The sequence below is a fragment of the Variovorax sp. NFACC27 genome (assembly GCF_048301545.1).
Classification (GTDB): Bacteria; Pseudomonadota; Gammaproteobacteria; order Burkholderiales; family Burkholderiaceae_C; genus Variovorax; species Variovorax gossypii.
The window spans coordinates 2,988,284-3,013,071 of sequence record NZ_CP157613.1; the positions used below are offsets into that span (position 1 = coordinate 2,988,284).

Sequence of the window (24,788 nt, forward strand, 5' to 3'; positions counted from 1 at the left end):
GCGCGCGGGCTCAGGAACGAAGGAAGGTCAGGGCAGGAAGTCGAGAGTGACGTAGTCCTCGGGCTTGCCGCGCGTGGACGCATCCATGCCGCCGTACTGCACCAGCAGGTCGAGCGAATCGCTCACGTTCTTCGTCGTCACGCGGAACGGGCGCTGGTTGGCCGTTTCCTTCGTGTGATAGAGCGCCACGCTCTGCTTCATGCCCACGATGAGCGTGTCGCGAACGCCGGCCTTGGGGTTGGCTTTGAGCATCGCGTCGACCGCGGCCTCGGGGCTCTTCTCGGCGGCTTCGGCGGCCTTGGTGGAGGCGCGCATGAAGCGCTTCACCAGGTCGGGGTTCTCGGTCAGCAGGTTCTTGTTGGTGATGATCCCGGAGCTGATCTGGTTCACGCCCGAGTCGGCGAAGCGGATCGGCGTCACCGGCTTGCCGGTGGCGTCCTGCAGCTTGATGGCCTGGTCCATCACGTAGCCCAGCAGCAGGTCGGCCTGGCCGTTGGTCACCGCATTGAGCTTGGTCTGGCCGTCGCCCGAGACGATCTTCACCTGGTCGGGCTTGATGTCGTTGACCTTCAGGAAGAGCGGCCACATCTGCGACATCGAGTCACCCGGCGTCACGGCCACCGTCTTGCCGATGATGTCCTTCGGCGTCTTGATGTTCTTTTCGGAGAAGCCCATCACCGACATCGGGCTCACCTGAAACAGCACGCCCGTCGACTTCAGCGGCGCGCCCTTGGCGGCGGCCTTGATCATGGTCGTGACGTCGATGTAGCCGAAGGTCGCCGACTTGGCTGCCACCGCCTGCGCGGTTACGGCGGAGCCGCGGCCTTCCTGGATGTCGAGGTCGATGCCTTCCTCGGCGTAGAAGCCCTTTTCCTTGCCGAGGAAGAAGGGCGCGTGCTCGCTGTAGAGGTACCAGTTGAGCATCAGCGTGACCTTGTCCTTGGGCTTGTCGCCTTGGGCATGCGCCGGGGCGATGGCGAAGGTGGCGAGCGCGGCCGCTGCGAGCAGCGAGGGAAGCAGTTTCTTCATGGTGTTGTCTCCGGGAGTTGTTGGCTTTGCGAAGGAACCTGGAACGGGAAGCTCAGTGGGTGTGGCGCTGCGAGGCGTGCCAGGGGATCATCACGCGCTCGACGATGTCGACGGCCACGAAAAGGATCACGCCGATGCTCGAGAGAACCACCAGCGCCGCGAACATCAGCGGCAGGTCGAAGTTGCCGTTGGCCACCTGCAGCACGTAGCCGATGCCCGAGTTGGAGCCGACGAACTCGCCGACCACGGCACCAACCACCGCCAGCGTGACCGACACCTTCAGGCCGCTGAAGATCTGGGGCAGGGCCTGCGGCAGGCTGATCTTGAAGAAGGTCTGCAGGCGGCTCGCGCCCATGGAGCGCGAGAGATCGAGCATGTCGGGCTCGACCGATTTGAAGCCCATCACCGTGGACACCACCACCGGGAAGAAGCCCAGCAGGAAAGCGCTGATCACCTTCGGGAAGATGCCGAAGCCGAACCACACCACGAACAGCGGTGCGATCGCCACCTTGGGAATGCTCTGCGAGAACACCAGCAGCGGGTAGACGTACGACTCGACGACGCGCGAGTAGGCGATGACCATCGCGATCGGGATACCGATCAGGATCGTCAGCCCGAAGCCGCCCAGCGTGGCGAGCGTGGTCTTCCAGCTTTCGGCGAGCAGGCGCGGCCACTCGGCAACGAGCTGCTTCACGACCTCCCACGGCGGGGGAATCAGGTAGGCCGGAATCTTGAACAGGCGGATCGCCAGGTCCCACAGCACAAGCAGCAACAGGATCAGGATGAAGGGGCGCAGGGCCGGGGAGAGCAGGAGCTTGCGGAACATGGCGAGGGCCGGGACTTTCGGTAGGGCTGGCTTGCGGTGCTTGCTGTTCTTACTGCTGGACCGAGAGGCCGGCCGCCTTCACGAGCTGGGCGTTGCTCGCGATCTCTTCCTTGATGTAGGCGTCGAACTGCTCGGGCTTGAGCGTCCACGGGTCGGCGCCCAGCTTGGCGAAGCGCTCCTTCACCTCGGGCGAGGCCAGTGCCTTCACTACTTCGGCGTTCAGGCGCTCGACAACGTCGCGCGGCGTCTTGGCCGGCGCCATCATTCCGATCCAGAAGTTGAATTCGGAGCCGGGCACGCCGGCCTCGGTGGTGGTGGGCACGTCGGGCAGGGCGGCGGCGCGCTTGGGCGAGCCCACGGCCAATGCCAGCAGATGGCCTTCCTTGATCTGGCCGATGACCGGCGCGATGGGCGAGAAGTAGTAGTCGACGCGGCCCGAGAGCACTTCGGTGACGGCCTCGCCCGATCCCTTGAAGGGGATGTTGGTGGCGTCGATCTTCGCGGCCATCTTGAACTTCTCGGCGTTCAGGTGCGTGGCGCTGCCCTGGCCGGCCGAGGCGAAGTTCATGCTGCCCGGCTTGGCGCGCGCGGCGGCCAGCAGCTGCGGCAGCGTCTTGATGTTCTTGCTCGGCGAGATCACCAGCGCGTTGGGCAGCGAGGAGATCGGCGTGACGCCCGCGAAGTCGTGCACCGTGTCGAACGGCAGCTTGGCGAAGGTGGAGGGGCTCACCGTGTGCGACGACGAATGGATCATCACCGTGTAGCCGTCGGGCGCGGCCGTGGCCACCGCCTGCTGGCCGATCGTGCCGCTGGCACCGCCGCGGTTGTCGATCACCAGCGTCTGGCCCATGCTGGCGCTCATCTTGTCGGTGATGGCGCGGGCAATGATGTCGGTGGTGCTGCCGGCCGCGAACGGAACGATCACGCGGATCGGCTTGGTGGGGTAGCCGTTCTGCGCGGCTGCCAGTGCGGGCAGCAGGGCTGCGATGCAGGTCAGCGAGGCAAGGACGGTGGTGCGTGCAGTGCTGGCAAAGAGCTTCATGAATGTCTCCGCGCGGTCGGGCCGCTTCTTGAATCGATCAATTCACCATTGAGTGAATTATCGATTGTAGGAACGCCCGCGCGGCAGCGTCAACCGGAGCTGCCTAGTGAATACCCGGAGGAGCGGTTCAGTTGTTCGTAGAGGAGATTTGCGCTGCGCGCGACACGTGAAACTGGCGCAGCCAAGGCCAGGAACACCGCGGAACCGGCTCCGCCGGGCCGCAGGTGTTGCCCCCGGAAGGGGGTTGGCGAAGCGACACGAAGTGCGCGAAGCCTGGGGGCGAACCTATTTCAGAACATAGCCCAGGACCAGGTCGGTCATGTGCGAGAGGCGTTGCGCCATCGCCTTGGGTGCACGCAGGTCGCGGCCGAAGATGGCCGAGAGCGTGTGGTTGTTCGAGAGGTAGAAGTAGCAGAGCGAGGCGATGGAGATGTAGAGCTGCACCGGGTCCACGCCCGCGCGGAACAGGTCGTCGCGACGGCCGCGCTCCAGCACGGTGTCGAGCAGTTGCACCAGCGGCGAGTTCATTTCCTGGATGCGCTCGGAGCGCTTCAGGTGTGCCGCGCAGTGTAGGTTCTCGCTGTTGAGCAGCGTGATGAACTCGGGGTGCTCGAGGTAGTAGTTCCAGGTGAACGACACCAGCTGGCGGATGGCCTCCACGGGGTCGATCTCTTCGAGGTGCAGGCGCTGCTCGGCTTCGCGGATGTCGGCGTACACGCGCTCCAGCACCGCGAGGAACAGGTCGTCCTTGCTGCCGAAGTAGTAGTAGATGAGGCGCTTGTTGAGACCCGCGCGCTCGGCGATGCTGTCCATGCGCGCGCCGGCGAGCCCGCGCGCGGAGAACTCGTCGCGCGCCGAGGCGAGGATGGCGAGCTGCGACCGGTCGGCGTCGCGCGAGCGGGGTTCGATTGCCTCGATGCTGATGTCGGGCGTGGAGTCCTTGGAGGCCTTCATGGCGCGAATTTAACCAATTGGGGAATTAACGCAAGGCGTCTGGAGCGGGCGCACATAATTGCCGAAGACATTTGCAGCTGAGGTTCTACTTCCCATGAGTACATCACAACCCGCCGGCCACCTGATCGTGGAATGCCTGGTCGAACAGGGCATGGAGATCGCGTTCGGCGTGCCCGGCGAGAGCTTTCTTGCGGTGCTCGACGGCTTCCATGCCTACCGCGACCGCACGCGCTTCGTCGTCAACCGGCAGGAGGGCGGCGCGGCCTTCATGGCCGAGGCGCACGGCAAGCTCACCGGGCGGCCGGGCGTGTGCTTCGTCACCCGCGGGCCGGGCGCGACCAATGCGTCGATCGGCGTGCACAACGCCTTCCAGGATTCGACGCCGATGGTGCTGTTCGTGGGCGACGTCGGCAGCGACTTCCGTGATCGCGAGGCTTTCCAGGAAGTCGACTACGCCAGCTTCTTCGGCCCGAGCACCAAGGGCTTTGCCAAGCGCGTGGAGCGCATTGACGATGCGAACCGCATTCCCGAATACATCGCGCGTGCCTTCGCCACTGCGATGAACGGCCGGCCGGGGCCCGTGGTGCTGGTGCTGCCCGAAGACATGCTGCGCAGCGAGACCGCCGCCCGACCGCTGGCGCGCGTGGAGGCGGTGGAGCCCTGGAGCGATCCGGGCGCGCTGCGCACCCTGCGCGAGCTGCTGCTGAAGTCGCGGCGCCCGCTGGTGATTGCCGGCGGCGGCGGCTGGACGACGCAGGCCGCGCAGGCGCTTCAGCGCTTCGCCGAGAACTGGCGGCTGCCGGTGGCGAACGCCTTCCGCTTCCAGGACACCTTCGACAACCATCATCCGCAGTACGCGGGCGACGTCGGCATCGCGATCAACCCGAAGCTCGCGCAGCGCGTGAAGGACGCCGACCTGATCCTGGCCATCGGTCCGCGCCTTGGCGAGATGACGACCGGCGGCTACACGCTGCTGGAGGCACCAAAGGCGAAGCAGACGCTGGTGCACATCCACGCGAGCGCCGAGGAGCTCAACCGCGTCTACCAGGCCGACCTGGCGATCAACGCCGGCATGAGCGCGGCCGCGCGCAGCCTGGAGGTGCTGAGCGCCCCGCCGACGCTGCGGTGGGAAGACTGGACGCTGCAGGCCCGTGCCGACTACGAAGCCAACCTCGTGCCGCAGGCGCTGGCCGGCATGCCCGCCGAGACGCCGCGCGGAGCGGTCGACATGGCAGCAGTCGTCGCGCTGCTGCAGAAGCACCTGCCGGCGGATGCGGCCATCACCAACGGCGCTGGCAACTTCGCGAGCTGGGTGCATCGCTACTTCAGCTACCACGGCCTCGCCAAGGGCGCGAAGACGCAACTGGCGCCGACCAGCGGAGCGATGGGCTATGGCGTGCCGGCCGGCATCGCGGCCAACCTGGCGACGGGGCGCGTGGCCTTCACGATTGCGGGCGACGGCGATTTCCTGATGACGGGTCAGGAGCTGGCGACGGCTTCGCAGCACGGCGGCAAGAGCATCATCGTGCTGCTCAACAACGGCATGTTCGGCACGATCCGCATGCACCAGGAGCGGGAGTATCCCGAGCGCACCAGCGGCACGGCGCTGCGCAACCCCGACTTCTGCGGGCTTGCGCGCGCTTATGGCTACGCGGCCGAGCGGGTGACGGAAACGGCGCAGTTCGAAGCGGCGCTGCTGCGCGCGCTGGAGGCAGACACCGGCACGCTGATCGAGATCCCGCTGGACCCCGAAGTCATCACCACGCGCGGCACGCTGTCGTCGATCACGCGCTCGGCGAAGCAGCAGGCGCAGGGCTGAGCGCGGCGCGATGACGGTCGACCTCCTCGCGCAGGGTTGGCGAGCGCAGTTCGAATACGTCGAACAGGCCGAGCGCGTCGAGGGTGGGGATCAGCGCGACCAGGTCCTGCCCGGCGGCTTGCCTGTCCGCGGCCGATGCGTCCGCGTCCTCGAGGATCCGCACGTTGGCGAGGAAGGCGCCGACCGATCCCTTGCGCAATGTGCGGCCGTTGATGACGGTGAAGTCGTCGCCGTCGGGGAGTACGTCCTGGGCTTTCATGGGTGTTCCTTGGTGGGAGTGAAGATGGGTTCGATGCTAGGCAGCAGGGCGCATCCGGGCTTGCGGCGCGGGGCCAATCGATATCGTCGGCGGGCCATCCATGGCTGACGAAGCTCCCGCAAGGCTCTGGATCACGGCCTACGAGGCGCCGCGCGTCACGGGCTATCACTCGCACGACACCGGCCAGCTCTTCGCCCTGCGCGAGGGCCTGCAGGTCATCGAGACGCCTGCAGGTCGATGGGTGCAGCCGCCGGGATGGATCGGCTGGATAGCGCCTCGCTGTGCCCATGCGGCCCAGAGCTTCGGTGCCACCGCGGGCTGGAGCCTGCACATCGATCAGGCGATTGCTGGGGCGTTGCCGGACGGGCCGCATGTGTTCGCCGTCACGCCGCTGATGCAGGCGCTGGTGGACCGGCTGACGTCGCTGGATGCTTCCGAGCCCCTGCTGGAGCCACGAAGAGCGCGTCTGGTGGCCGTGCTGGTCGACGAACTCGCTGCGAGCGGCGAGGCATCGCTGCACCTGCCGATGCCGCAGGACAGGCGCCTAGCTTCGATGGCGGCGGCGCTGGCCGACGACCCTGCGCTGCCGGACGGCATCGACGAATGGGCTGATCGCATCGGCATGGCGCGAAGGACGCTCACGCGGCGCTTCGCCGCGGAGACGGGACTGAGCTTCGCGCAGTGGCGCCAGCAGGCGCGGTTGCTGAAAGCCGTCGAACTGCTGAGCCTGCGAGAGCCGGTGACGGCCGTGGCGTTGACGGTGGGCTACAGCTCGGTGAGCGCCTTCATAGAGGCCTTCCGCAAGCACTTCGGCCGCACGCCGGCGCGCTTCTTCGAGGAAGGTGCGGCCTTGCCGCAGACGAAAAAAAAGCCCGCATGAAGCGGGCTTTTTGATTCAGGAGCTCGAGGCCCCTGAGCGCTTACTTGACGTGCTTGCCGATCAGCGCGGCCAGTTCGAACATCGAAACTTGAGCCTTGCCGAAGATTTCCTTCAGCTTGGCGTCGGCGTTGATGTTGCGCTTGTTGGCCTTGTCCTGAAGGTTGTTCTTCTTGATGTAGTCCCACAGCTTGCTCACGACAGCGGTGCGCGGCAGCGGCGTGGAGCCGACGACGGCGGCCAGTGCCGGGCTGGGGGTCAGTGCCTTCATGAACGCGGCGTTGGGCGTGCGCTTCTTGGCGGGAGCGGCCTTCTTCGCGGGGGCCTTCTTTGCAGGAGCCTTCTTCGCCGGAGCGGCCTTCTTCGCCGGAGCCGCAGCCTTCTTTGCGGGAGCGGCCTTCTTCGCCGGAGCCGCAGCCTTCTTTGCGGGAGCGGCCTTCTTCGCCGGAGCTTTCTTGGCCGGAGCCTTCTTTGCAGTTGCCATGGTTGATTTCCTTTTTTGGTTGAACAGTCACCAATGAAAAACTTGCGTCTCCAGTGGCAATGCGGATGCTAAAGGAGAAAAAACGCGTTTCCAAGGGAAAAAGCGCTTTTTTCATTGGGAGTTGTTGTTTTTTCAGAGGGGAGAAGGCCTCTTTTTCACGTTCGGCGCCCGGGCCACGTCGCGAGCACCACGCCGATGAGCGCAACGACGAACGCAACCAGCTGTGGGGAAGAGAGGCTTTCGCCGAGCACGAGCACGCCCACGAGGGCCGCGCTCACCGGCAGCAGCACGGCGAAAACACCCGCTTGTGCGGCTGGTACGTGGCGAAGTCCGGTCATCCACAACCACACGGTCCAGATGCTCGCGGCGAGTGCGTAGGCCACCAGCAGCGCCCAGGTGCCGAAGCGCACCGCGGTGAAATCGAACTGCAGCGCGAACCAGATGCCGAAGGGCATCGAGAGCACGAAGCCCCAGAGGTTGATGAGCGAGGCGATGCGCTTCGGTCCGAGGCGTCCCGTGAGCGACTTGCCGATCACGGCGTAGGCCGTCTCGCAGAGCACCGCGCAGAACACGAGCAGGTTGCCGAGCCACGGCATCGACGTGGAAGAAGCGCTGGGCGATGCCGGTGCGTGTGCCGGCGACAGCGCCAGCAGCCCGATGCCGAGTGCCGCGCACGCGATGGCCAGTCCGATGCGCACCGTGATGCGCTCGCGCAGGAAGAGCCAGCTCGCGACCGCAACGCAGGCAGGGATCGACGCCATGATCACGCCCGCCGATACCGCGCTCGTGAGGCTCACGCCGAACAGCATGCAGATCGAGAACATGAAGTTGCCGAGGAACGATTCCAGGAACACGAGCCAGCGGGTGCGTGACGTCATCGGCGGTTCGTCGGGCGCTCGCTTGAGCCAGTGCGGCATGGCCAGCGCCGCGATGCCGAAGCGCAGCCATGCGAGCAGCAGCACCGGAAAGGCGGCGACGAGGGGCTTGGAAAGGGCGACGTAGCCGCCGACGAGCGACATGCTCAGGGCCAGGCAGCCGTAGGCCACGAGGCGGCCTGATGCGTGGGCAGGGGAGTTCAATAGACTGAAGTGTTGTTGTTGCGAAGGAAGGAAGCGGTTTCGATGATGCCCCACGTTCTTGTTTACGGCACGCTGCGTCGCGGCGGCCGCAACGACATCGCGCGCTACCGGCCTGCGCCCTTGCTCGTTGGCGAGGCGGAGACCGCCGGCACGCTGTACGACCTCGGTGCCTATCCCGGCGTCGTGCTCGGCGGTGGAAGGCAGGTGAAGGGCGAGGTCTACGTGATCGAGCCGGCGGTCGAGGCGGCGCTCGACGTGCTGGAAGAAGTGGCGGACGACGATTCGGGCGAATACATCAAGCGTCGGGTGCGCGTGGAGGTGGATGGGCAGTGGCTCGATTGCCTGGTCTACGAGATCCATCCGACGCGCATTGCGGGCCGCCGCGTGATCGAAAGCGGCGACTGGATCGCGCATGCGGCGTTGGGCGGAGCATCGTTTTCACAACCGAAAGATTGATTGCGCATTGCGGAATCGATGGCTGCTGCGCCGCAATATTTTTTCTCGATATGAGAAAATAATTTTGCATTGAGGAATATCTCTGTAACTTGTTGATTTTGTTGAGTGAAAAATATGTCTTCTATAAGACATAAGAGTCCGACGGAGAGTTACAGTAACTCCACGGCCGCAGCGCCCAACCTTCAATCAACCTCACGGAGTGACCATGCCCCAGACCCTCACAGAACAACTGAGCCGCGAACAGCAAATCGCCGCACTCGAGAAAGAATGGGCCACCGACCCCCGCTGGAAGGGCGTCAAGCGCGGCTACAGCGCGGCCGACGTCGTGCGCCTGCGCGGTTCCTTCCCCATCGAGCACACGCTGGCCAAGCGTGGCGCCGAGAAGCTCTGGGAAAAGATCAACGGCGGCGCCAAGAAGGGCTACGTGAACGCCTTCGGCGCGATCTCCGCCGGCCAGGCGATGCAGCAGGCCAAGGCCGGCCTCGAGGCCGTGTACCTGTCGGGCTGGCAGGTCGCCGCCGACGGCAACACCTCCGAGACGATGTACCCCGACCAGTCGCTCTACGCCTACGACTCGGTGCCGACGATGGTCCGCCGCATCAACAACACCTTCCGCCGCGCCGATGAAATCCAGTGGGGCCGTGGCATCAACCCCGGCGACAAGGAGTTCATCGACTACTTCCTGCCCATCGTGGCCGACGCGGAAGCCGGTTTCGGCGGCGTGCTCAACGCCTTCGAACTCATGAAGAACATGATCACGGCTGGCGCTGCCGGCGTGCACTTCGAAGACCAGCTGGCTGCCGTGAAGAAGTGCGGCCACATGGGCGGCAAGGTGCTCGTGCCGACGCAGGAAGCCTGCGAGAAGCTGATCGCCGCGCGCTTCGCCGCCGACGTGCTGGGCGTGCCGACCATCGTCCTGGCCCGTACCGACGCGGAAGCCGCGAACCTGATCACTTCCGATCACGACGCCAACGACAAGCCGTTCCTGACCGGCGAACGCACGCAGGAAGGCTTCTACCGCGTCAAGAACGGCCTGGAGCAAGCCATCAGCCGCGGCGTGGCCTACGCTCCGTACGCCGACTTGGTGTGGTGCGAAACCGGCGTGCCCGACATCGGCTTTGCCCGCGAATTCGCGCAAGCCGTGCACGCCGCCTGCCCGGGCAAGCTGCTGTCGTACAACTGCTCGCCTTCCTTCAACTGGAAGAAGAACCTCGACGACAAGCAGATCGCTTCGTTCCAGGAAGACCTGTCGGCGCTGGGCTACAAGTACCAGTTCATCACGCTGGCCGGCATCCACGTCAACTGGTTCAACACCTTCCAGTTCGCCCACGCCTACGCTCGCGGCGAAGGCATGAAGCACTACGTGAACATGGTCCAGGAACCCGAGTTCGCGGCGCGCGACAAGGGCTACACCTTCGTGTCGCACCAGCAGGAAGTGGGCGCCGGTTACTTCGACGACGTGACCACCGTGATCCAGGGCGGCTCGTCCAGCGTGAAGGCGCTGACGGGTTCGACCGAGGAAGAGCAGTTCCACTGATTCGACGGACGGATTTTTCGCTGTCACTTTCAGCCCGGCCGCGTGCCGGGCTTTTTTGTTGCTGCGTCCGCCGCGAGGTCAGGCTTCGAGCCGCACTTCGCGCACGCCGCGTCCCAGCCGCTGGCGCAGCAGGGTGCGCAGCGTGACGCCGTCGGCGTAGCCGACCATGCCGGCGATCTGCTCGAGGCTCTTGTCGCTGGTCTTGAGCAGGTGCACGGCGCGCTCGACGCGCAGATCCTGCACGTAGGAAAGCGGGCTCTTGCCCAGCACCTGCTGCATGCGTCGGGCCAGCGTGCGCTTGCTCGTGCCGGCGGCCTGCGCGGCCTCGTCGAGCGAGAAGCCGTCGGCCAGCCGGCCGCGCGCCCATCGCTCGAAGCGCTCCACCAGCGGGTCGGAGTGAGAGAGGTGGTCGGAGATCACATAGGCCGATTGCGAGGGCCGCGAATCGACGATCAGGTAGCGCGCGACCAGCGTCGCGAGCTCGGGGCTTGCCTGGCGCACGATCCACAGCGCCAGGTCGACATGGCTCAGCGCTGCGCCGGCCGTGACCAGGTGGCCTGAGCTGACCAGCATGCGCGAGTCTTCCAGCTGCACGCCCGGGTAGCGCTGGCGGAACAGCGTGGCGAGCCACCATGTGGTGGTCGCCTCGTGCCGGTCGAGCACGCCGGACTCTGCCAGCACGAAAGTGCCGATGCAGGCGGCGGCCACGTTGGCGTTTCTGTCCGAGCGTTCTTTGAGCGCGGCGCAGGCGTCGCGCACGTCGGCGCGGCGCAACGCGGGCTCGAGTGTCTCGGGCATCTTGCAGCCCAGTGCGGGGACGATCAGCCAGTCGGCCGTTGCCGTGTCGAGTGTGCGAGCCACCGGAACCGCGAAGCCCTGCGAGGTTCGCACGCGCTTGCGAACGCCCGTCAGCGTGACTTCGAACGGCGGCACGTCGAGTTGCAGCATGGCCGTGAGTTCGTTGGCGGTGGTGAACACATCGAGCACTGTGGACAGGCCTGTGTCGAACACGCCGTCGAGGGCGAGTATGTCGAGCTTCATGGCCATAACGATATCAAAGATGTCAAAAATGCCAATGGCTACAGGGGCGATGGCTGCCTAGAGTTCATGCCAACGCCGCGCAATGTCGCGCGCCGTTCAACACTCAGGAGATTGACCCATGATCAAGTACGCACTGTTCGCCCGCCTCGAAGCCAAGCCGGGTAAGGAATGCGATGTCGAGAAATTCCTGGAAGCAGGCCTCGCCATGGCCCGCGACGAGAAGACAACGCCGATCTGGTTTGCGCTGCGCCTGTCGCCGACCACCTTCGGCGTGTTCGATGCATTCGAGAACGAGGCGGGGCGCCAGGCACACCTGACCGGCCCGATCGCCCAGGCGCTGATGGCGAAGGCTCCCGAGCTGTTTGCCGCGCCGCCGTCGATCGAGCCCATCGAAGTGTTGGGACTCAAGAACACCGGGGCCGCGTCCTGAGCGGGCAGCGGCTAGAATTGCCGGCTCTGCACTCAACAAGAGCGAGAAAGGCACCTTGGTTATGACACCGCGAACTACTCGGCAAGGTTTCAGCGGCTTTTTCTTCACTGAAGGAAAAGGCCGGTAGCCCGCGCTCGCTGGTTCCTGCCAGCTTCACAACCAAGCAAAGCGCGGTCATCCACCGCGCTTTTTTGTTTTTCTCCCCGAGGTTTCTTCAAATGATCCAGATCACGCTCCCCGACAACTCGCGCCGCGAGTTCCCCGGCCCGGTTTCGGTGGCCGAAGTCGCCCAGTCCATCGGTCCCGGCCTGGCCAAGATGACGGTGGCCGGCAAGGTCGACGGCAGGCTCGTCGATGCCAGCGACGTCATCGACCATGACGCGAAGCTGCAGATCATCACGCCCAAGGACGAAGAGGGCCTGGAGATCATCCGTCACTCGACGGCCCACCTGGTCGGCCATGCGGTGAAGCAGCTCTACCCGACGGCCAGGATGGTGATCGGGCCTGTGATCGAGGAGGGCTTCTATTACGACATCGCCTACGAGCGCCCCTTCACGCCCGAGGACATGGCGGCCATCGAGGCGCGGATGCGCGAGCTGATCGCGCAGGACTACGACGTGGTCAAGAAGATGACGCCGCGGGCCGAGGTCATCGAAGTCTTCAAGTCGCGCGGCGAGGACTACAAGCTGCGCCTCGTCGAAGACATGCCCGACGAACAGTCCATGGGCCTGTACTACCACCAGGAATACGTCGACATGTGCCGCGGCCCGCACGTGCCGAACACGCGCTTCCTGAAGGTCTTCAAGCTCACGAAGCTGGCCGGTGCCTACTGGCGCGGCGACGCCAAGAACGAGCAGCTGCAGCGCGTCTACGGCACGGCCTGGGCCGACAAGAAGCAACTCGACCAGTACATCCAGCGCATCGAGGAAGCCGAGAAGCGCGACCACCGCCGGCTGGGCAAGGAACTCGACCTGTTCCACATCGACGAAGTTGCGCCGGGCGTGGTGTTCTGGCACCCGAAGGGCTGGGCGATCTGGCAGGCGGTCGAGCAGTACATGCGCAACATCTACCGCGACACGGGCTACTGGGAAGTGAAGGGCCCGCAGATCCTCGACAAGAGCCTGTGGGAGAAGACGGGCCACTGGCAGAACTATCGCGACAACATGTTCACGACGGAATCGGAGAAGCGCGAGTACGCGCTGAAGCCGATGAACTGCCCCGGCCACGTGCTGATCTTCAAGAGCGACCTGCGCAGCTACCGTGACCTGCCGCTGCGCTACGGCGAGTTCGGCCAGTGCCACCGCAACGAGCCCAGCGGCGCGCTGCACGGCATCATGCGCGTGCGCGGCTTCACGCAGGACGACGGGCACATCTTCTGCACGGAAGATCAGATCCTCGACGAGTGCATCGCCTACACGGAGCAGCTGCAGAAGGTCTATGCCGACTTCGGCTTCACGGACATCCTCTACAAGGTCGCCACGCGTCCCGAGAACCGCGTCGGTTCCGACGAGCTGTGGGACAAGGCCGAGCATGCGGTGATGGAATCGCTGCGCCGCTCGGGCGTCGACTTCGTCATTGCGCCTGGTGACGGTGCGTTCTACGGCCCGAAGATCGAGTACACGCTGCGCGATGCCATCGGCCGCCAGTGGCAGTGCGGCACGATGCAGGTCGACTTCAACACGGCCGAGCGCCTGGGCGGCGAATACGTGACGGAATCGAGCGGCCGCGCGCACCCCGTGATGCTGCACCGCGCGATCGTCGGCAGCCTGGAGCGCTTCATCGGCATGCTGATCGAGCACCACTCCGGCGCCATGCCCGCGTGGCTCGCTCCGGTGCAGGTGGCGGTGCTCAACATCAGCGAAGGACAGGCCGATTACGCCTCGGAAGTTGCGAAAGCGCTGCAAAATCAAGGGCTTAGGGTCCAGCTTGACCTGCACAACGAAAAGATTACGTATAAAATACGGAAGCATTCGTTGCAAAAGCTCCCTTATATCGTTGTCGTGGGCGACAAGGAAAAGGAAGCAGGTGCCGTCGCAGTGCGCGCCCGAGGCAATCAAGACCTCGGTGCAATGTCCCTCGAATCGTTCGTGCAACGGCTCGTCCAGGATGTTGCCGACAAGCGTTGATTTGTCCTAGGAACACCCCATATGTTTCCCTGCCAAATCGTGCCGCTTGTCCGCGAGGGCTGAGCGGTTTCGCTACAGATTTTGTAGCAAATTTTGAAGGATTCCGACCATCGCTACTGCATTCCGCGACCGCCGCCACCGCGAGGAACGCCAACACCGCCTGAACCGGGAAATCATGGCCCCGGAAGTCCGCCTGATCGGCCCGGATAACGAGCAATTGGGTGTCGTGAGTCTTGCCGAGGCTCTACGCCTTGCCGGTGAGCAGGACGTGGATCTGGTTGAGGTCGTCGCGGCAGCCAATCCGCCGGTGTGTCGCCTGATCGAGTACGGCAAGTTCAAGTACCACGAGCAGAAGAAGGCGGCCGAGGCGAAGTCGAAGCAGAAGGTCATCGAGGTCAAGGAAATCAAGTTCCGGCCCGGTACCGACGATGGCGACTACAACATCAAGATGCGCAATATCCGGCGCTTTCTTGATGACGGCGACAAATGCAAGATCACGCTGCGCTTCCGCGGCCGCGAGATCACGCACCAGGAGCTGGGTCTGGCACTGCTGCAGCGCATTCGCGACGAGCTGGGCGATACGATCCTCGTCGAGCAGTTCCCGAAGCTCGAAGGCCGGCAGATGATCATGATGATCGCGCCGGGTCGCAAGAAGCCGGGTGGCGGTGCGCCGAAGCCGGCGGCAGACGCCGGTGCCGCACCGGCAGCGGCTCCCGCCGCGGCCTGAGTGGCCAGGGGCGCAGTAGAGAGGTTTTGAAGGGATTTCGCCTTTGCCCGCACTTCGCAAGAAGCGCAGGCAGGGGCGAGATGAAGAAGTGTCTCGGGGCCAACAAGTCCGTGGAGCATCCATGGCGCCTCACGAGCACAAACTAAAGGAGCATTCACATGCCCAAAATGAAGACCAAGAGCAGCGCGAAAAAACGTTTCCGCGTTCGTCCCGGTGGCACCGTCAAGCGCGGTCAAGCCTTCAAGCGTCACATCCTGACGAAGAAGACCACCAAGAACAAGCGTCACCTGCGTGGTGCAGTCGCAGTGCACGAGACCAACATGGTTTCCGTCGCCGCCATGCTGCCCGGCCGTGGCATTTAACTCAGACGAACAAGGAGTACACACATGCCTCGCGTCAAACGTGGTGTAACGGCTCGCGCCCGCCACAAGAAAGTTCTCGCACTCGCCAAGGGTTTCCGCGGTCGCCGCGGCAATGTCTTCCGCGTCGCCAAACAGGCGGTGATGAAGGCAGGCCAATACGCCTACCGTGACCGCCGTACCAAGAAGCGCGTGTTCCGTCAGCTGTGGATCGCGCGTATCAACGCCGCCTCGCGTGAACTGGGCCTGACCTACAGCCAGTTCGCCAACGGCATCCGCAAGGCCGGTATCGAGATCGACCGCAAGATGCTTGCGGACATCGCCGTGCACGACAAGGCCGCTTTTGCCGGCATCGTGGAGCAGGTCAAGGCCAAGCTGGCTGCTTGATTCTGCACAGCAGGGCGCTGCCTCCGGGCGGCTTCCTGCGCCCACGGCTCAAGGGCTGGCGCTTGAAAAGGCTCCAGCTCTTTTTTATTTCCCCTCGAAGATTTTTGTTGCTATGAACGAGTTGGACTCCCTGGTCGACACCGCACGCGCCGCCTTCGCCGAAGCGAAGACGCCCGCAGAGCTCGAAAACGCCAAGGCCCAGTTCCTCGGCAAGTCGGGCCGCATCACCGAGCTGATGAAGGGCATGGCTGCGCTGAGTGTCGAAGAGAAGAAGTCCCGCGGCGCTGCCATCAACGTCGCCAAGCAGGCCATCGAGGCCGCGCTGACCGACCGCCGCCAGCAGCTGGCCGACGAAGAACTCTCGCTGCAACTTCGCGCCGAGGCGCTCGACGTGAGCCTGCCCGGCCGCCGCCGCATCTCCGGCGGACTGCACCCCGTGAGCCGCACCCTGGAGCGCATCGAAGAAATCTTCTCGAGCATGGGCTTCGATGTGGCCGACGGCCCCGAGATCGAGAGCGACTGGCACAGCTTCACCTCGCTCAACAATCCGCCGAACCATCCTGCGCGCTCGATGCAGGACACCTTCTACGTCGACCTGAACGGCGACGACGGCATCCCCTACAACCTGCGTCCGCACACCAGCCCGATGCAGGTGCGCTATGCGCATCAGCACATCAAGAAGTACGCCGCCGAGTTCGCGGCAGCCGCAGCCGACACCACCGGCACCGTGAAGGCGCCCGAGATCCGCGTGATCGCGCCCGGCCGCACCTACCGCGTCGACAGCGACGCCACCCACTCGCCCATGTTCCACCAGTGCGAAGGCCTGTGGCTCGGCGAGAACGTGAGCTTCAAGGACCTGAAGGTCGTCTTCACCGACTTCTGCCGCACCTTCTTCGAGCGCGACGATCTCGTGCTGCGCTTCCGCCCGAGCTTCTTCCCGTTCACCGAGCCGAGCGCCGAGATCGACATCCAGTTCGCGAGCGGCCCTCTGGCCGGCCGCTGGCTCGAGGTGTCGGGCTCGGGCCAGGTGCACCCGAACGTGGTGCGCAACATGGGCCTCGACCCCGAGCGCTACATCGGCTTCGCCTTCGGCATGGGCCCCGACCGGCTCACGATGCTGCGCTATGGCGTGAACGACCTGCGCCTCTTCTTCGACGGCGACCTGCGTTTCCTCTCGCAGTTCCAGTAAGCAGCACCCCATCACAGAAAAAACCAGATCGAGATCGAAGAGATGCAATTCCCGGAATCCTGGCTGCGCGAGTTCTGCAACCCGCCCATCGACAGTGCCACGTTGGCCGAAACGCTCACCATGGGCGGCTTCGAGGTCGAAGAGCGCCGACCGGTGGCGCCGCCTTTCACGCGCATCGTGGTCGGCGAAATCAAGGAAGCGGTGCAGCACCCGAACGCCGATCGCCTGCGCGTGTGCCAGGTCGATGCGGGGCAGGGCGCTCTGCTGAACATCGTGTGCGGCGCGCCCAATGCGCGCGTCGGCATCAAGGTGCCTTGCGCGCTCGTCGGTGCCGAACTGCCTCCGGGCGAAGACGGCAAGCCCTTCCTCATCAAGCTCGGCAAGCTGCGCGGCGTTGAGAGCCAGGGCATGCTGTGCTCGGCGCGCGAACTGCAGCTGAGCGAAGACCACGGCGGCCTGCTCGAGCTCGATGCCGACGCGCCCATCGGTGCCGACGTGCGCGACGTGCTCAAGCTCGACGACGTGCTGCTCACGCTCAAGCTCACGCCCAACCTGGCGCACGGCCTCAGCGTCTACGGCGTGGCGCGCGAACTCGCCGCGCTCACCGGCGCGCCGCTCAAGACCCCGGCCATCGCGCCCGTGGCCACGTCGTTCGCCGACGTGCTGCCGGTCAAGGTCGAGGCGCCCGATCTGTGCGGCCGTTTCTCGGGCCGCATCGTGCGCGGCGTGGACACCAAGGTCGCCACGCCCGCCTGGATGGTCGATCGCCTTGCGCGCTGCGGCCAGCGCAGCGTGACGCCGCTGGTCGACATCTCGAACTACGTGATGTTCGAGTACGGCCAGCCCAGCCACATCTTCGACCTCGACAAGATCCATGGCGGCCTCACGGTGCGCTGGGGCAAGGCTGGCGAGCAGCTGAAGCTGCTCAACGGCACGACGATCACCGTCGACGAGAAGGTCGGCGTAATTGCCGACGACCGCGAGGTCGAGTCGCTCGCCGGCATCATGGGCGGCGACGCCACCTCGGTGTCCGACGATACGCGCAACATCTACGTCGAAGCCGCCTTCTGGTGGCCCGAGGCCGTGCAGGGTCGCTCGCGCCGCTTCAATTTCTCGACCGACGCCGGCCACCGCTACGAGCGCGGTGTCGACCCGAGCCGCACGGTCCAGATCATCGAGCGCATCACTCAGTTGATCGTCGAGATCTGCGGCGGCCAGGCCGGCCGGATGGACGACCAGACGCTGCGTGTGCCCGAGGCCGCGCCCGTCACGCTGCGCGTCGCGCGCGCGGCCCGCGTGATCGGCATGCCGCTGACGCAGGCGCAATGTGCCGACGCGCTGAAGCGCCTGGGCTTCGCGATCGCCGAGGGCGAGGGCACCCTGACCGTGACCCCGCCGCCGCACCGCTTCGACCTGCTGATCGAGGAAGACCTGATCGAGGAAGTCGCACGCCTGATCGGCTTCAACAACCTGCCGACCACCGCGCCGCTCGCGCCCATCACCGCCCGCGTGCGGCCCGAGGCACAACGCAGCCGCTTCGCGGTGCGTCGCAGCATCGCCGCGCTGGGGTATCAGGAAACGATCAACTTCAGCTTCGTCGAAGCGCACTGGGAGCAGGACCTGGCGGGCAACGCCAACCCGGTGAAGCTGCTGAACCCCATCGCCAGCCAGATGAGCGTGATGCGCTCGTCGCTGATGGGCTCGCTGCTGCAGGTGCTCAAGTTCAACCTCGACCGTAAGGCGCCCCGCGTGCGTGTGTTCGAGCTGGGTCGCGTGTTCATGCGCGACGACAGCGTCGTCACGACCGACAGCACCGTGCGCGGCGTGAACCAGCCGATGCGCGTGGCGGGCCTTGCGTGGGGCGATGCCGACGAGGCGCGCTGGGACGGCAAGCCCGAGCGCATCGACTTCTACGATGTGAAGGGCGATGTCGAGGCGCTGCTCGCGCCGCTGCAGCCGGTCTTCGAGGCGGCCGAGCATCCAGCCCTTCACCCGGGCCGTTCGGCGCGCGTGCTGGTCGACGGCAAGGCCATCGGCTTCGTCGGCGAACTGCACCCGCGCTGGCGCCAGAAGTGGGACTTTTCGCAGGCGCCCGTGCTGTTCGAGCTCGACCTCGACGCCGTTACCGCGCGGCTCGTGCCTGTGGCGCAGCCGGTGCCCAAGCACCAGGCGGTCGAGCGCGACATCGCCGTCGTGGTGGCCGAGGCCGTCACGCACGATGCGCTGATGCAGACCATCCGCTCCGCCGCGGCGGCGCAGGGCCTGCTGCGCGATGCGACGCTGTTCGACATCTACCGTCCGCAGCCGCTGCGCGACGGCGCAGTGGCCGCACCTGGCGCGCTGGCGCAAGGCGAGAAGAGCATGGCGGTGCGCCTGAGCTTCCAGAGCGACAGCGCCACCCTGACGGACGAGCAGGTCGAGCCCGCTGTCCGCTCGATCGTCGAACAACTGGGCGCCAAGCTCGGCGGCCGCTTGAGGGGATGATGAGAATGAACGCTGCCGAATTCACGCTCGAGGCTCTCGAAACGCCTGCGCTCACCAAGGCGCATCTCGCCGACCTGCTGTTCGAGCAGATCGGCCTGAACAAGCGTGAGTCCAAGGACATGGTCGAGGCGTTCTTCGAGCTCGTGGCCAACAGCCTCATCGAAGGCACGGACGTGAAGATCTCCGGCTTCGGCAACTTCCAGATCCGCGTGAAGGCGCCGCGGCCGGGGCGCAATCCGCGCACCGGCGAGGCCATTCCGATCGGCGAGCGTCGCGTGGCCACGTTCCATGCGAGTGCCAAGCTCAAGGAGCAGATTCACGGAAGCATCGACCAGGGCGGCGCGTCCGAGGTCGAGTGGAGCCTGGGTTCCACCGAATAAGTGCTTGGTGCTGTGCGCCTGCGTAGAGTAATCTCTGAGGTTTCCCGCGCACAGTCTTGATTTCAATGGAGAAAACGCTCCCGCCGATCCCTGTCAAACGCTACTTCACCATCGGTGAGGTCGGCGAGCTGTGCGGCGTCAAGCCGCACGTGCTGCGTTATTGGGAGCAGGAGTTCACGCAGCTGCGGCCCATGAAGCGGCGCGGCAACCGCCGTTACTACCAGCACCACGAGGTGCTCATGATCCGCCGCATCCGCGATCTGCTCTACGACCAGGGCTTCACGATCAGCGGTGCACGCAACAAGCTGCAGGAGCTCGTGCAGGGCGAGCGCGATCGCCGCAAGGCGGGCGAGGTGCCGCTCGAAGGCGTGGAAGCCATCGAGATCGACCAGGAAGAATTCGACGCCGCCATCGTGGAAGATTCCGCCGTGTCGGCTGTCGCTCAAACGGCCGATCTGTCGCAGTTGTTGCACCTGCGGCGCGAGCTCTTTGAAATTCGTGAGCTGCTGAGTGTGGGACGCTGAATTTTCGAGGCTATAATCGAGAGCTTCGGTGTGTGGCGCAGCCTGGTAGCGCACTTGCATGGGGTGCAAGGGGTCGAAGGTTCGAATCCTTTCACACCGACCATTTTTGCTAGATAGATCAACGGGTCAGGACCACAAGTCCTGACCCGTTTTTCTTTGCGTCTGACAAATGGATGGGGTTTCTGACAAACCCAACCCGTTTCAGCCTTCCTCGGGACCTTCAACCGAGGCCGGGGAGCGGCTCGAGGAGTTCCGATGACCGCTCCCATTCCAGCCGCCAACGTTCCAGCTCATCCGAGGTCTTGCCTCCGCCGGCATCGGCGCTACGAGATGTCGTCGGATCTGCCGGCGCGACGGCGCTTCCAGATCACGCCGTCCGCCAGATAGTGATGAAAGTTCAAGGTGAAGTGCGCAATGAGAATCGTCGGGAGCCCGAGCCAGAGAAGGCTTTCCCCTGCGCGACTGGCGGCCGCGTAGAGAAGGGCTCCGCAGATGGCACATGCGAGGAAGAAGGTCACCGGTGGCCTCAGCATCTCGGCCAGCGACTTGCGGCGTGCCGAATCACTGTCCGAGGCTTCGCTGTCCTTGCCCGTTGCGGTTCCGGGCTGCCGTTGACGGTAGACGAACATCAGGTACTGGATGTTGTGCCAGACATTGACCACCAGCCAGCCCACGGTGATGTCGCTGATCCAGACATAGCCAACCAGTGAAACGATCAAGTGGGACAGCACGAAGCTGTTGAAGGGCCCATCCGCCTGCTGCGCGCCCCTGGCGTGCCCCAGGCATGCAAACCAGCACAGTGATCCGACGGCGGCCGCGATGCCTGCTGCAAAGGCCAGTTCCTGCGGAACGGGAGGCAGCCAGATGGGATAGCCCAGGAAGCTGCCGGGTGCCTGCGCACTGCGGTGCAGGTAGCCCCATGCAGGGAGCAGATAGATCAGCAGGTAGGGCAGGTTGCGAAGGGGCACCTGAAGCCGACGGTCGTAGCGTCTGGCGATGCCGTAGCTCTGGCGAGTCACATGGAAGGCCTGAAGCGCGAAGTACAGGGCAAACAGTCCAGCCGCCTCGTATGCGAGCGCAACGACCGTCAGGCCCGCCAGGACCAGGATGGGCGCGATAACGATCAGGACCCAGCGCAGGCGTGCGCGCGACGACATTGCGCCGATGCGCGTATAGGTCGCGACGATGTGCGGATTGGCCAACAGCCAGATGTCGACATAGAGGACGGCCAGCATCATGGGCGTGGACCACGATGCGAGCGCTCCGGCCGAGAGCGCCGCGAACAGGTTGCCGAAGATAAACCAATGCTCCTGGCGCATCGCGGGATTCGTGGCGCCCCCTGATGCAGTCTGGGCGTGCACTGTCATGTCGCGACAGGTGGCGTGGGCGGAGGCGGCGGCGAGCCGAGTGGGGCTGGTTTGGGTGGCACCAAAAACCCGGAGCGAGGTCGCAGATGGCGCTCGAGCTCGGTCCGCATGTTGTCGTACGCCGCATTCCGGGCGGCCGTGAACCTTGACTCGAGGGTCGCGCGGCTCAGGACGCCGGACAAGCCCGCCGGGGGAAGCGGCTGGTACGGGTTGTACTGTTCGGTGGCCTCGCAGGGGTGGCAATGTCCGTCCGCGTCGTACTGGCTGCGGATCTTCACCTTGTAGACCACGCCGCCGTCCTTGGCCGGATCCAGAGGAAAGCTGAAGGCCAGGAGCAGCTCGGGAGCCTGCGACGGGACATCGCCTTCAATGGGTACGAAGCCGGCATTCCGATAGGCGCGGACGATGCTTTCCTTGAGGCCAGGCAGACTGATGCCGACGAAGGCGTTGCCGAACAGGTTCTGCTCGCCCGCCCACTGTCGCTTGTAGTTGAACCCGAACGAGGGGGCGAGATGCTCGCGCCCCACGGACTCGATCGTCGCGTACGCATTGTCGATCGCGGGGACGAGTCGAGCGCTCAGGTCGTACTGGGCCATCCATGGCAGCGCCTTGATATCTTGCGCATTCCTGATTTCGGCAAATCTCAGGAAACATGGGTTGCACTTCTTCCTGCCATCAAGCAACTCGTCGGCAGACACAAGAACCATCGGAGCCAGTCGTGTCTTCGGATCGACATCGAATCTGAACTCGAAGACCGTCGACTTGTCTTTCTGCGCATTCACGGCGACGAAAGAGAAGCCCGACTTCTGGAAGGCACTGCTTACCATCGACCTGAACTCCGGAACACCCATGTCGCGATAGGCAGCCACCGGGAAAGTAGGCCTTCCAATCCTGTAGCTCAGTTCCAGAACGCTCTGCTGCGGTTGCGGCCTTGGCTGCGCGAAAGCAGCCAAAGCCGCCAGCAAGAGGCATCCGCCAACCAAGGCTCTGTGAAAGCCCGAAGTACTCGTCATTTGTGCTCCCTGTGAAAGCGCCCGTCTGCGCGTGCCTTTGAATCACTGCGACCGGTTGCCGGCGCGGCGATCGATGGCGGTCCGGTTCCGGCCGGATTCTGCCGCAGCATGGCACGTGCACTGCTGCCGGGGTATGTGCCGTCTTCGCGACAGCGGCGCGCGAGCGACAGGCTCTCTTTCGTTCATCGATCCTCAGGTGGCACGGGCAAACCGATCCTTCGACGGAGTTCCGTGCGCCAGGCTGCTGCATTCTCCTGCTGCTTGTTGAGAACGATCCCCAGGATGTACGCCGTCAGGGCGGCGCCGATCAGAGCCACGCCGCTCTCGTAGACGATGTCGACGGCGAACTCCTTGAAGCCGTCCGAGAGGAAGGACAACAGAGCTGAATACTTCAACACCTTGGACGCGGCGACGAGCACGGTGCCCAGGGCGGCGCAGGCCCAGAGGAAGACCCTGTGGATGGCGATCGGCGCGGTGATCTCTTCGATCTGATCGGGATACCTGCGGAAGTACGCAACGTCGTCGTTCGTGACTTCTGCGGAGCTGCCGAAGAGCAGGCGGAGGAAGAAAGAGTCGCTGTCTCTTTTCTCGGGGCGGGTTCTCATGGTCGATCTTCGCTGTAGAAGGGAAGGGCGCGGCGTGCGCTCGCGGGAGCATCGTTTGTAGCCGGTCCAGGAACGACGGCCCCGTAGCCACGATCTGCGCGCAACGCGGTGAAGAGAGAAGGGCGCCTTCATCGAGCGTCCCGGCCTCTGCCTTGCTGACGCCGCAAAAAAAAGCTCGCACTAAGGCGAGCTGAAGGACCCCGTTCTCGCATGGGGTCGGAGGGAGGAGCCCGCCGGAGGGCGGCGGGCAAGCCAATGATCGCGACCAATCTGGGAGACATTGAGGATGAAGGGCGCGTCGGAGGCTCTTTGATGACGAATCCGAAGGAATCCTGAATACCTGGGAATTAATTCCTTTGGTTGCAGCGGCCCCGGTCCTATCCTCGACGCCCATCATGAGCGCCGCACAACAAATGCAACTTCTCGTCGACCTGCCCGATGGCTGGTCCAGCCGCATCGACATCAAGCAGACCAGCAGCGGCCGTTATGCCGGTGTCGCCGAACTGAACCTGCGGGGCCTGAAGCGCGGAGTGCTCGTCTTCATGCAGCAGCCCACGCTCGAGGCCGCGCTGCAGCGCGTGCGGCTGCGGGCCAGCCAGTTCGCGAGAGAAAGGCTCGGTCCGCAGGACGTGTCGTCGAAGATGCCGTCGCTGCACAGCTAGCCGCCGCGCCACGGTTGGGGTTTCCTATCTCGCGGATGAGGATTCCCAACCCACGAACCAGCCGCCCTGCGGCACCATGAGGCGTCATTCCCACCGCGAAAGGAAAACGCCATGAAGGCATTCAGAAGACTCGTGGGCGGCGCCATCTCCATCGCCGGAGCCGTGCTGCTCATTACGCAGCACTTGTAGTCGGAAGAGACGGCCGATCGCGCCTCATCGGACATTCGTCCAATGGCGGCGCAGGCCCCCGAAGCGGACAGTACGGGCTTCCCAATCACTCCTCTCCCGTACGAGATCCCGCCTCATGAAAACCATCCAACGCTTCAAGCTCGCCGCCGCTGCCGTCGCCATCGGCCTTTCGTTTTCCGCCGTCGCGGCAACGCCCGCTGCGTCGGGCGACGCTTCCAGGCCCAGCGTCGTGATCGTCCACGGTGCCTTCGCCGACGGCTCCGACTGGGCCAAGGTGATTCCGCTGCTCCAGGCCAAGGGCCTGCGCGTGGTCGCGGTGCAGAACCCGCTGAGTTCGCTCGAGGACGACGTGGCTGCTGCGAAGCGCGCCATCGACGCGCAGCCCGGCAAGGTCGTGCTGATCGGCCATTCGTGGGGCGGCTCGGTCATCACCGAGGCGGGCGCCAATGACAAGGTCGCTTCGCTGGTCTACGTGGCCGCCTTCGCGCCCGATGCGGGGCAGAACACCGCCGAACTCGGCAAGGACTACCCGCCCGCGCCCGGCTTCGCGCACATCGTGCCCGATGCTTCCGGCTATCTCTCGCTCACGAAGGAGGGCATGACGAAGCACTTCGCACAAGACCTGCCGGCTTCCGCCACCGCGGTGATGACCGCGACGCAGGGCCCGATATTCGGCAAGTCCTTCGAGCAGAAGCTGACGGTGGCCGCCTGGAAGACCAGGCCCTCGTGGTACCTGGCCACCAGCGCCGACCACATGATCCAGCCGGCGCTGCAGCTCGACATGGCGAAGAAGATCGGCGCGCACCTCACGCGCGTGAACGCCAGCCACGTGCCGCAGCAGTCGCAGCCGGCCAAGGTGGCCGAGGTGATCCTGGACGCCGTGCGCCAATCCAAGTAAGGTGCCGCGAGCCGCCCAAGGCGCATCGCGCGTCTTGGGCGGCTC

Annotated in this window: 26 protein-coding genes and 1 tRNA gene; 16 read left to right on the forward strand and 11 right to left on the reverse strand. The window is 64.9% G+C overall.

Features of this window, described 5'->3' with window-relative positions; genetic code table 11:
- Positions 1 to 27 precede the first annotated feature (27 nt).
- From ABL840_RS13955 to ABL840_RS13970, 4 genes are all read right to left on the reverse strand, one after another.
- A complete protein-coding gene (locus ABL840_RS13955) occupies positions 28 to 1,029 on the reverse strand; it encodes an ABC transporter substrate-binding protein (RefSeq protein WP_093305184.1) in 1,002 nt (333 codons plus the stop codon).
- A 52-nt stretch (positions 1,030 to 1,081) separates the two neighbouring features.
- Positions 1,082 to 1,855: an ABC transporter permease gene (locus ABL840_RS13960; RefSeq protein WP_093305183.1), complete on the reverse strand. Its 774-nt coding sequence runs from the start codon at positions 1,853 to 1,855 to the stop codon at positions 1,082 to 1,084.
- Positions 1,856 to 1,904: 49 nt separating this feature from the next.
- Positions 1,905 to 2,897 (reverse strand): tripartite tricarboxylate transporter substrate binding protein, encoded by a 993-nt coding sequence (locus tag ABL840_RS13965; protein ID WP_093305181.1) that lies wholly within the window; start codon positions 2,895 to 2,897, stop codon positions 1,905 to 1,907.
- A gap of 285 nt (positions 2,898 to 3,182) precedes the next feature.
- The gene (locus ABL840_RS13970) at positions 3,183 to 3,851 is read right to left on the reverse strand and encodes a TetR/AcrR family transcriptional regulator (RefSeq protein WP_093202134.1); all 669 of its coding nucleotides are present in this window, start codon (positions 3,849 to 3,851) and stop codon (positions 3,183 to 3,185) included.
- 94 nt (positions 3,852 to 3,945) lie between these two features.
- Between ABL840_RS13970 and ABL840_RS13975 the strand changes: the two genes are divergently transcribed.
- Positions 3,946 to 5,670, forward strand: coding sequence for a thiamine pyrophosphate-binding protein (locus ABL840_RS13975; RefSeq protein ID WP_093305179.1), 1,725 nt, complete (start codon positions 3,946 to 3,948; stop codon positions 5,668 to 5,670).
- On the opposite strand, the gene ABL840_RS13980 is transcribed toward ABL840_RS13975, so the two are convergent.
- Positions 5,636 to 5,929 (reverse strand): hypothetical protein, encoded by a 294-nt coding sequence (locus ABL840_RS13980; RefSeq protein ID WP_093305177.1) that lies wholly within the window; start codon positions 5,927 to 5,929, stop codon positions 5,636 to 5,638. The two genes, ABL840_RS13975 and ABL840_RS13980, sit on opposite strands and share 35 nt — an antisense overlap.
- A gap of 100 nt (positions 5,930 to 6,029) precedes the next feature.
- Here ABL840_RS13980 and ABL840_RS13985 point away from each other — a divergent pair, with 100 nt between their 5' ends.
- Positions 6,030 to 6,809, forward strand: a complete 780-nt coding sequence (locus ABL840_RS13985; protein WP_093305175.1) for an AraC family transcriptional regulator — start codon at positions 6,030 to 6,032, stop codon at positions 6,807 to 6,809.
- A gap of 40 nt (positions 6,810 to 6,849) precedes the next feature.
- On the opposite strand, the gene ABL840_RS13990 is transcribed toward ABL840_RS13985, so the two are convergent.
- Together ABL840_RS13990 and ABL840_RS13995 are read right to left on the reverse strand one after the other, a co-directional pair.
- Entirely contained in the window at positions 6,850 to 7,290 is a 441-nt protein-coding gene (locus tag ABL840_RS13990; protein ID WP_093305173.1) for an SWIB/MDM2 domain-containing protein, read from the reverse strand.
- Between the two features lie 155 nt (positions 7,291 to 7,445).
- Positions 7,446 to 8,369 carry a DMT family transporter gene (locus tag ABL840_RS13995; protein ID WP_093305171.1) on the reverse strand — a complete coding sequence of 308 codons (924 nt, stop codon included), beginning with the start codon at positions 8,367 to 8,369 and terminating at the stop codon, positions 7,446 to 7,448.
- 42 nt (positions 8,370 to 8,411) lie between these two features.
- Between ABL840_RS13995 and ABL840_RS14000 the strand changes: the two genes are divergently transcribed.
- Complete coding sequence (locus ABL840_RS14000) at positions 8,412 to 8,825, forward strand: gamma-glutamylcyclotransferase family protein (protein WP_093305169.1); 414 nt, start codon at positions 8,412 to 8,414, stop codon at positions 8,823 to 8,825.
- Positions 8,826 to 9,030: 205 nt separating this feature from the next.
- A complete protein-coding gene (gene aceA, locus ABL840_RS14005; protein ID WP_093202116.1) occupies positions 9,031 to 10,362 on the forward strand; it encodes an isocitrate lyase in 1,332 nt (443 codons plus the stop codon).
- Between the two features lie 78 nt (positions 10,363 to 10,440).
- On the opposite strand, the gene ABL840_RS14010 is transcribed toward aceA, so the two are convergent.
- On the reverse strand, positions 10,441 to 11,403 hold the full coding sequence (locus tag ABL840_RS14010) for a GlxA family transcriptional regulator (protein WP_093305217.1): 963 nt from the start codon (positions 11,401 to 11,403) through the stop codon (positions 10,441 to 10,443).
- A 118-nt stretch (positions 11,404 to 11,521) separates the two neighbouring features.
- Between ABL840_RS14010 and ABL840_RS14015 the strand changes: the two genes are divergently transcribed.
- The 10 genes from ABL840_RS14015 to ABL840_RS14060 all read left to right on the forward strand — a co-directional run bounded on the left by ABL840_RS14015 (position 11,522) and on the right by ABL840_RS14060 (position 20,112).
- Positions 11,522 to 11,833 carry a putative quinol monooxygenase gene (locus ABL840_RS14015; RefSeq protein ID WP_093305167.1) on the forward strand — a complete coding sequence of 104 codons (312 nt, stop codon included), beginning with the start codon at positions 11,522 to 11,524 and terminating at the stop codon, positions 11,831 to 11,833.
- Positions 11,834 to 12,051: 218 nt separating this feature from the next.
- Entirely contained in the window at positions 12,052 to 13,959 is a 1,908-nt protein-coding gene (gene thrS, locus ABL840_RS14020) for a threonine--tRNA ligase (RefSeq protein ID WP_093305165.1), read from the forward strand.
- A 100-nt stretch (positions 13,960 to 14,059) separates the two neighbouring features.
- Entirely contained in the window at positions 14,060 to 14,686 is a 627-nt protein-coding gene (gene infC, locus ABL840_RS14025; RefSeq protein ID WP_093202108.1) for a translation initiation factor IF-3, read from the forward strand.
- A gap of 158 nt (positions 14,687 to 14,844) precedes the next feature.
- Positions 14,845 to 15,048: a 50S ribosomal protein L35 gene (gene rpmI / locus ABL840_RS14030; RefSeq protein ID WP_007832497.1), complete on the forward strand. Its 204-nt coding sequence runs from the start codon at positions 14,845 to 14,847 to the stop codon at positions 15,046 to 15,048.
- A gap of 24 nt (positions 15,049 to 15,072) precedes the next feature.
- Complete coding sequence (gene rplT, locus ABL840_RS14035; protein WP_007832499.1) at positions 15,073 to 15,432, forward strand: 50S ribosomal protein L20; 360 nt, start codon at positions 15,073 to 15,075, stop codon at positions 15,430 to 15,432.
- Between the two features lie 112 nt (positions 15,433 to 15,544).
- The gene (gene pheS / locus ABL840_RS14040; RefSeq protein WP_093202106.1) at positions 15,545 to 16,621 is read left to right on the forward strand and encodes a phenylalanine--tRNA ligase subunit alpha; all 1,077 of its coding nucleotides are present in this window, start codon (positions 15,545 to 15,547) and stop codon (positions 16,619 to 16,621) included.
- Positions 16,622 to 16,663: 42 nt separating this feature from the next.
- Positions 16,664 to 19,105 (forward strand): phenylalanine--tRNA ligase subunit beta, encoded by a 2,442-nt coding sequence (gene pheT, locus ABL840_RS14045; RefSeq protein ID WP_093305163.1) that lies wholly within the window; start codon positions 16,664 to 16,666, stop codon positions 19,103 to 19,105.
- A 5-nt stretch (positions 19,106 to 19,110) separates the two neighbouring features.
- Positions 19,111 to 19,485 carry an integration host factor subunit alpha gene (locus ABL840_RS14050; RefSeq protein WP_093202101.1) on the forward strand — a complete coding sequence of 125 codons (375 nt, stop codon included), beginning with the start codon at positions 19,111 to 19,113 and terminating at the stop codon, positions 19,483 to 19,485.
- A gap of 65 nt (positions 19,486 to 19,550) precedes the next feature.
- Positions 19,551 to 20,009 carry a MerR family transcriptional regulator gene (locus tag ABL840_RS14055; RefSeq protein ID WP_093305161.1) on the forward strand — a complete coding sequence of 153 codons (459 nt, stop codon included), beginning with the start codon at positions 19,551 to 19,553 and terminating at the stop codon, positions 20,007 to 20,009.
- Between the two features lie 26 nt (positions 20,010 to 20,035).
- Positions 20,036 to 20,112: transfer RNA gene (locus tag ABL840_RS14060), tRNA-Pro, on the forward strand.
- A 220-nt stretch (positions 20,113 to 20,332) separates the two neighbouring features.
- Here the strand turns inward: ABL840_RS14060 and ABL840_RS14065 are convergent.
- From ABL840_RS14065 to ABL840_RS14075, 3 genes are all read right to left on the reverse strand, one after another.
- The gene (locus ABL840_RS14065) at positions 20,333 to 21,376 is read right to left on the reverse strand and encodes a hypothetical protein (RefSeq protein ID WP_093305159.1); all 1,044 of its coding nucleotides are present in this window, start codon (positions 21,374 to 21,376) and stop codon (positions 20,333 to 20,335) included.
- Entirely contained in the window at positions 21,373 to 22,389 is a 1,017-nt protein-coding gene (locus tag ABL840_RS14070) for a hypothetical protein (RefSeq protein WP_418116268.1), read from the reverse strand. The genes ABL840_RS14065 and ABL840_RS14070 overlap by 4 nt, the downstream gene beginning before the upstream one ends.
- Positions 22,390 to 22,571: 182 nt before the next feature.
- Entirely contained in the window at positions 22,572 to 22,994 is a 423-nt protein-coding gene (locus tag ABL840_RS14075; protein WP_093305157.1) for a hypothetical protein, read from the reverse strand.
- A 413-nt stretch (positions 22,995 to 23,407) separates the two neighbouring features.
- On the opposite strand from ABL840_RS14075, the gene ABL840_RS14080 reads away from it, so the two are divergent.
- Both ABL840_RS14080 and ABL840_RS14085 read left to right on the forward strand, forming a co-directional pair.
- The gene (locus ABL840_RS14080) at positions 23,408 to 23,656 is read left to right on the forward strand and encodes a hypothetical protein (RefSeq protein WP_256228778.1); all 249 of its coding nucleotides are present in this window, start codon (positions 23,408 to 23,410) and stop codon (positions 23,654 to 23,656) included.
- Between the two features lie 304 nt (positions 23,657 to 23,960).
- Complete coding sequence (locus ABL840_RS14085; protein WP_093305156.1) at positions 23,961 to 24,743, forward strand: alpha/beta fold hydrolase; 783 nt, start codon at positions 23,961 to 23,963, stop codon at positions 24,741 to 24,743.
- The last annotated feature ends 45 nt before the right edge of the window (positions 24,744 to 24,788 follow it).

What these genes read in the sequence shown, in the direction of transcription:
- ABL840_RS13955 (WP_093305184.1), bottom strand. Translation starts at nt 1,029, where the DNA reads ATGAAGAAACTGCTTCCCTCGCTGCTCGCAGCGGCCGCGCTCGCCACC.
- ABL840_RS13960 (WP_093305183.1), bottom strand. Translation starts at nt 1,855, where the DNA reads ATGTTCCGCAAGCTCCTGCTCTCCCCGGCCCTGCGCCCCTTCATCCTG.
- ABL840_RS13965 (WP_093305181.1), bottom strand. Translation starts at nt 2,897, where the DNA reads ATGAAGCTCTTTGCCAGCACTGCACGCACCACCGTCCTTGCCTCGCTG.
- ABL840_RS13970 (WP_093202134.1), bottom strand. Translation starts at nt 3,851, where the DNA reads ATGAAGGCCTCCAAGGACTCCACGCCCGACATCAGCATCGAGGCAATC.
- ABL840_RS13975 (WP_093305179.1), top strand. Translation starts at nt 3,946, where the DNA reads ATGAGTACATCACAACCCGCCGGCCACCTGATCGTGGAATGCCTGGTC.
- ABL840_RS13980 (WP_093305177.1), bottom strand. Translation starts at nt 5,929, where the DNA reads ATGAAAGCCCAGGACGTACTCCCCGACGGCGACGACTTCACCGTCATC.
- ABL840_RS13985 (WP_093305175.1), top strand. Translation starts at nt 6,030, where the DNA reads ATGGCTGACGAAGCTCCCGCAAGGCTCTGGATCACGGCCTACGAGGCG.
- ABL840_RS13990 (WP_093305173.1), bottom strand. Translation starts at nt 7,290, where the DNA reads ATGGCAACTGCAAAGAAGGCTCCGGCCAAGAAAGCTCCGGCGAAGAAG.
- ABL840_RS14000 (WP_093305169.1), top strand. Translation starts at nt 8,412, where the DNA reads ATGATGCCCCACGTTCTTGTTTACGGCACGCTGCGTCGCGGCGGCCGC.
- aceA (WP_093202116.1), top strand. Translation starts at nt 9,031, where the DNA reads ATGCCCCAGACCCTCACAGAACAACTGAGCCGCGAACAGCAAATCGCC.
- ABL840_RS14010 (WP_093305217.1), bottom strand. Translation starts at nt 11,403, where the DNA reads ATGAAGCTCGACATACTCGCCCTCGACGGCGTGTTCGACACAGGCCTG.
- ABL840_RS14015 (WP_093305167.1), top strand. Translation starts at nt 11,522, where the DNA reads ATGATCAAGTACGCACTGTTCGCCCGCCTCGAAGCCAAGCCGGGTAAG.
- thrS (WP_093305165.1), top strand. Translation starts at nt 12,052, where the DNA reads ATGATCCAGATCACGCTCCCCGACAACTCGCGCCGCGAGTTCCCCGGC.
- rpmI (WP_007832497.1), top strand. Translation starts at nt 14,845, where the DNA reads ATGCCCAAAATGAAGACCAAGAGCAGCGCGAAAAAACGTTTCCGCGTT.
- rplT (WP_007832499.1), top strand. Translation starts at nt 15,073, where the DNA reads ATGCCTCGCGTCAAACGTGGTGTAACGGCTCGCGCCCGCCACAAGAAA.
- pheS (WP_093202106.1), top strand. Translation starts at nt 15,545, where the DNA reads ATGAACGAGTTGGACTCCCTGGTCGACACCGCACGCGCCGCCTTCGCC.
- pheT (WP_093305163.1), top strand. Translation starts at nt 16,664, where the DNA reads ATGCAATTCCCGGAATCCTGGCTGCGCGAGTTCTGCAACCCGCCCATC.
- ABL840_RS14050 (WP_093202101.1), top strand. Translation starts at nt 19,111, where the DNA reads ATGAACGCTGCCGAATTCACGCTCGAGGCTCTCGAAACGCCTGCGCTC.
- ABL840_RS14055 (WP_093305161.1), top strand. Translation starts at nt 19,551, where the DNA reads ATGGAGAAAACGCTCCCGCCGATCCCTGTCAAACGCTACTTCACCATC.
- ABL840_RS14065 (WP_093305159.1), bottom strand. Translation starts at nt 21,376, where the DNA reads ATGACAGTGCACGCCCAGACTGCATCAGGGGGCGCCACGAATCCCGCG.
- ABL840_RS14070 (WP_418116268.1), bottom strand. Translation starts at nt 22,389, where the DNA reads ATGACGAGTACTTCGGGCTTTCACAGAGCCTTGGTTGGCGGATGCCTC.
- ABL840_RS14075 (WP_093305157.1), bottom strand. Translation starts at nt 22,994, where the DNA reads ATGAGAACCCGCCCCGAGAAAAGAGACAGCGACTCTTTCTTCCTCCGC.
- ABL840_RS14080 (WP_256228778.1), top strand. Translation starts at nt 23,408, where the DNA reads ATGCAACTTCTCGTCGACCTGCCCGATGGCTGGTCCAGCCGCATCGAC.
- ABL840_RS14085 (WP_093305156.1), top strand. Translation starts at nt 23,961, where the DNA reads ATGAAAACCATCCAACGCTTCAAGCTCGCCGCCGCTGCCGTCGCCATC.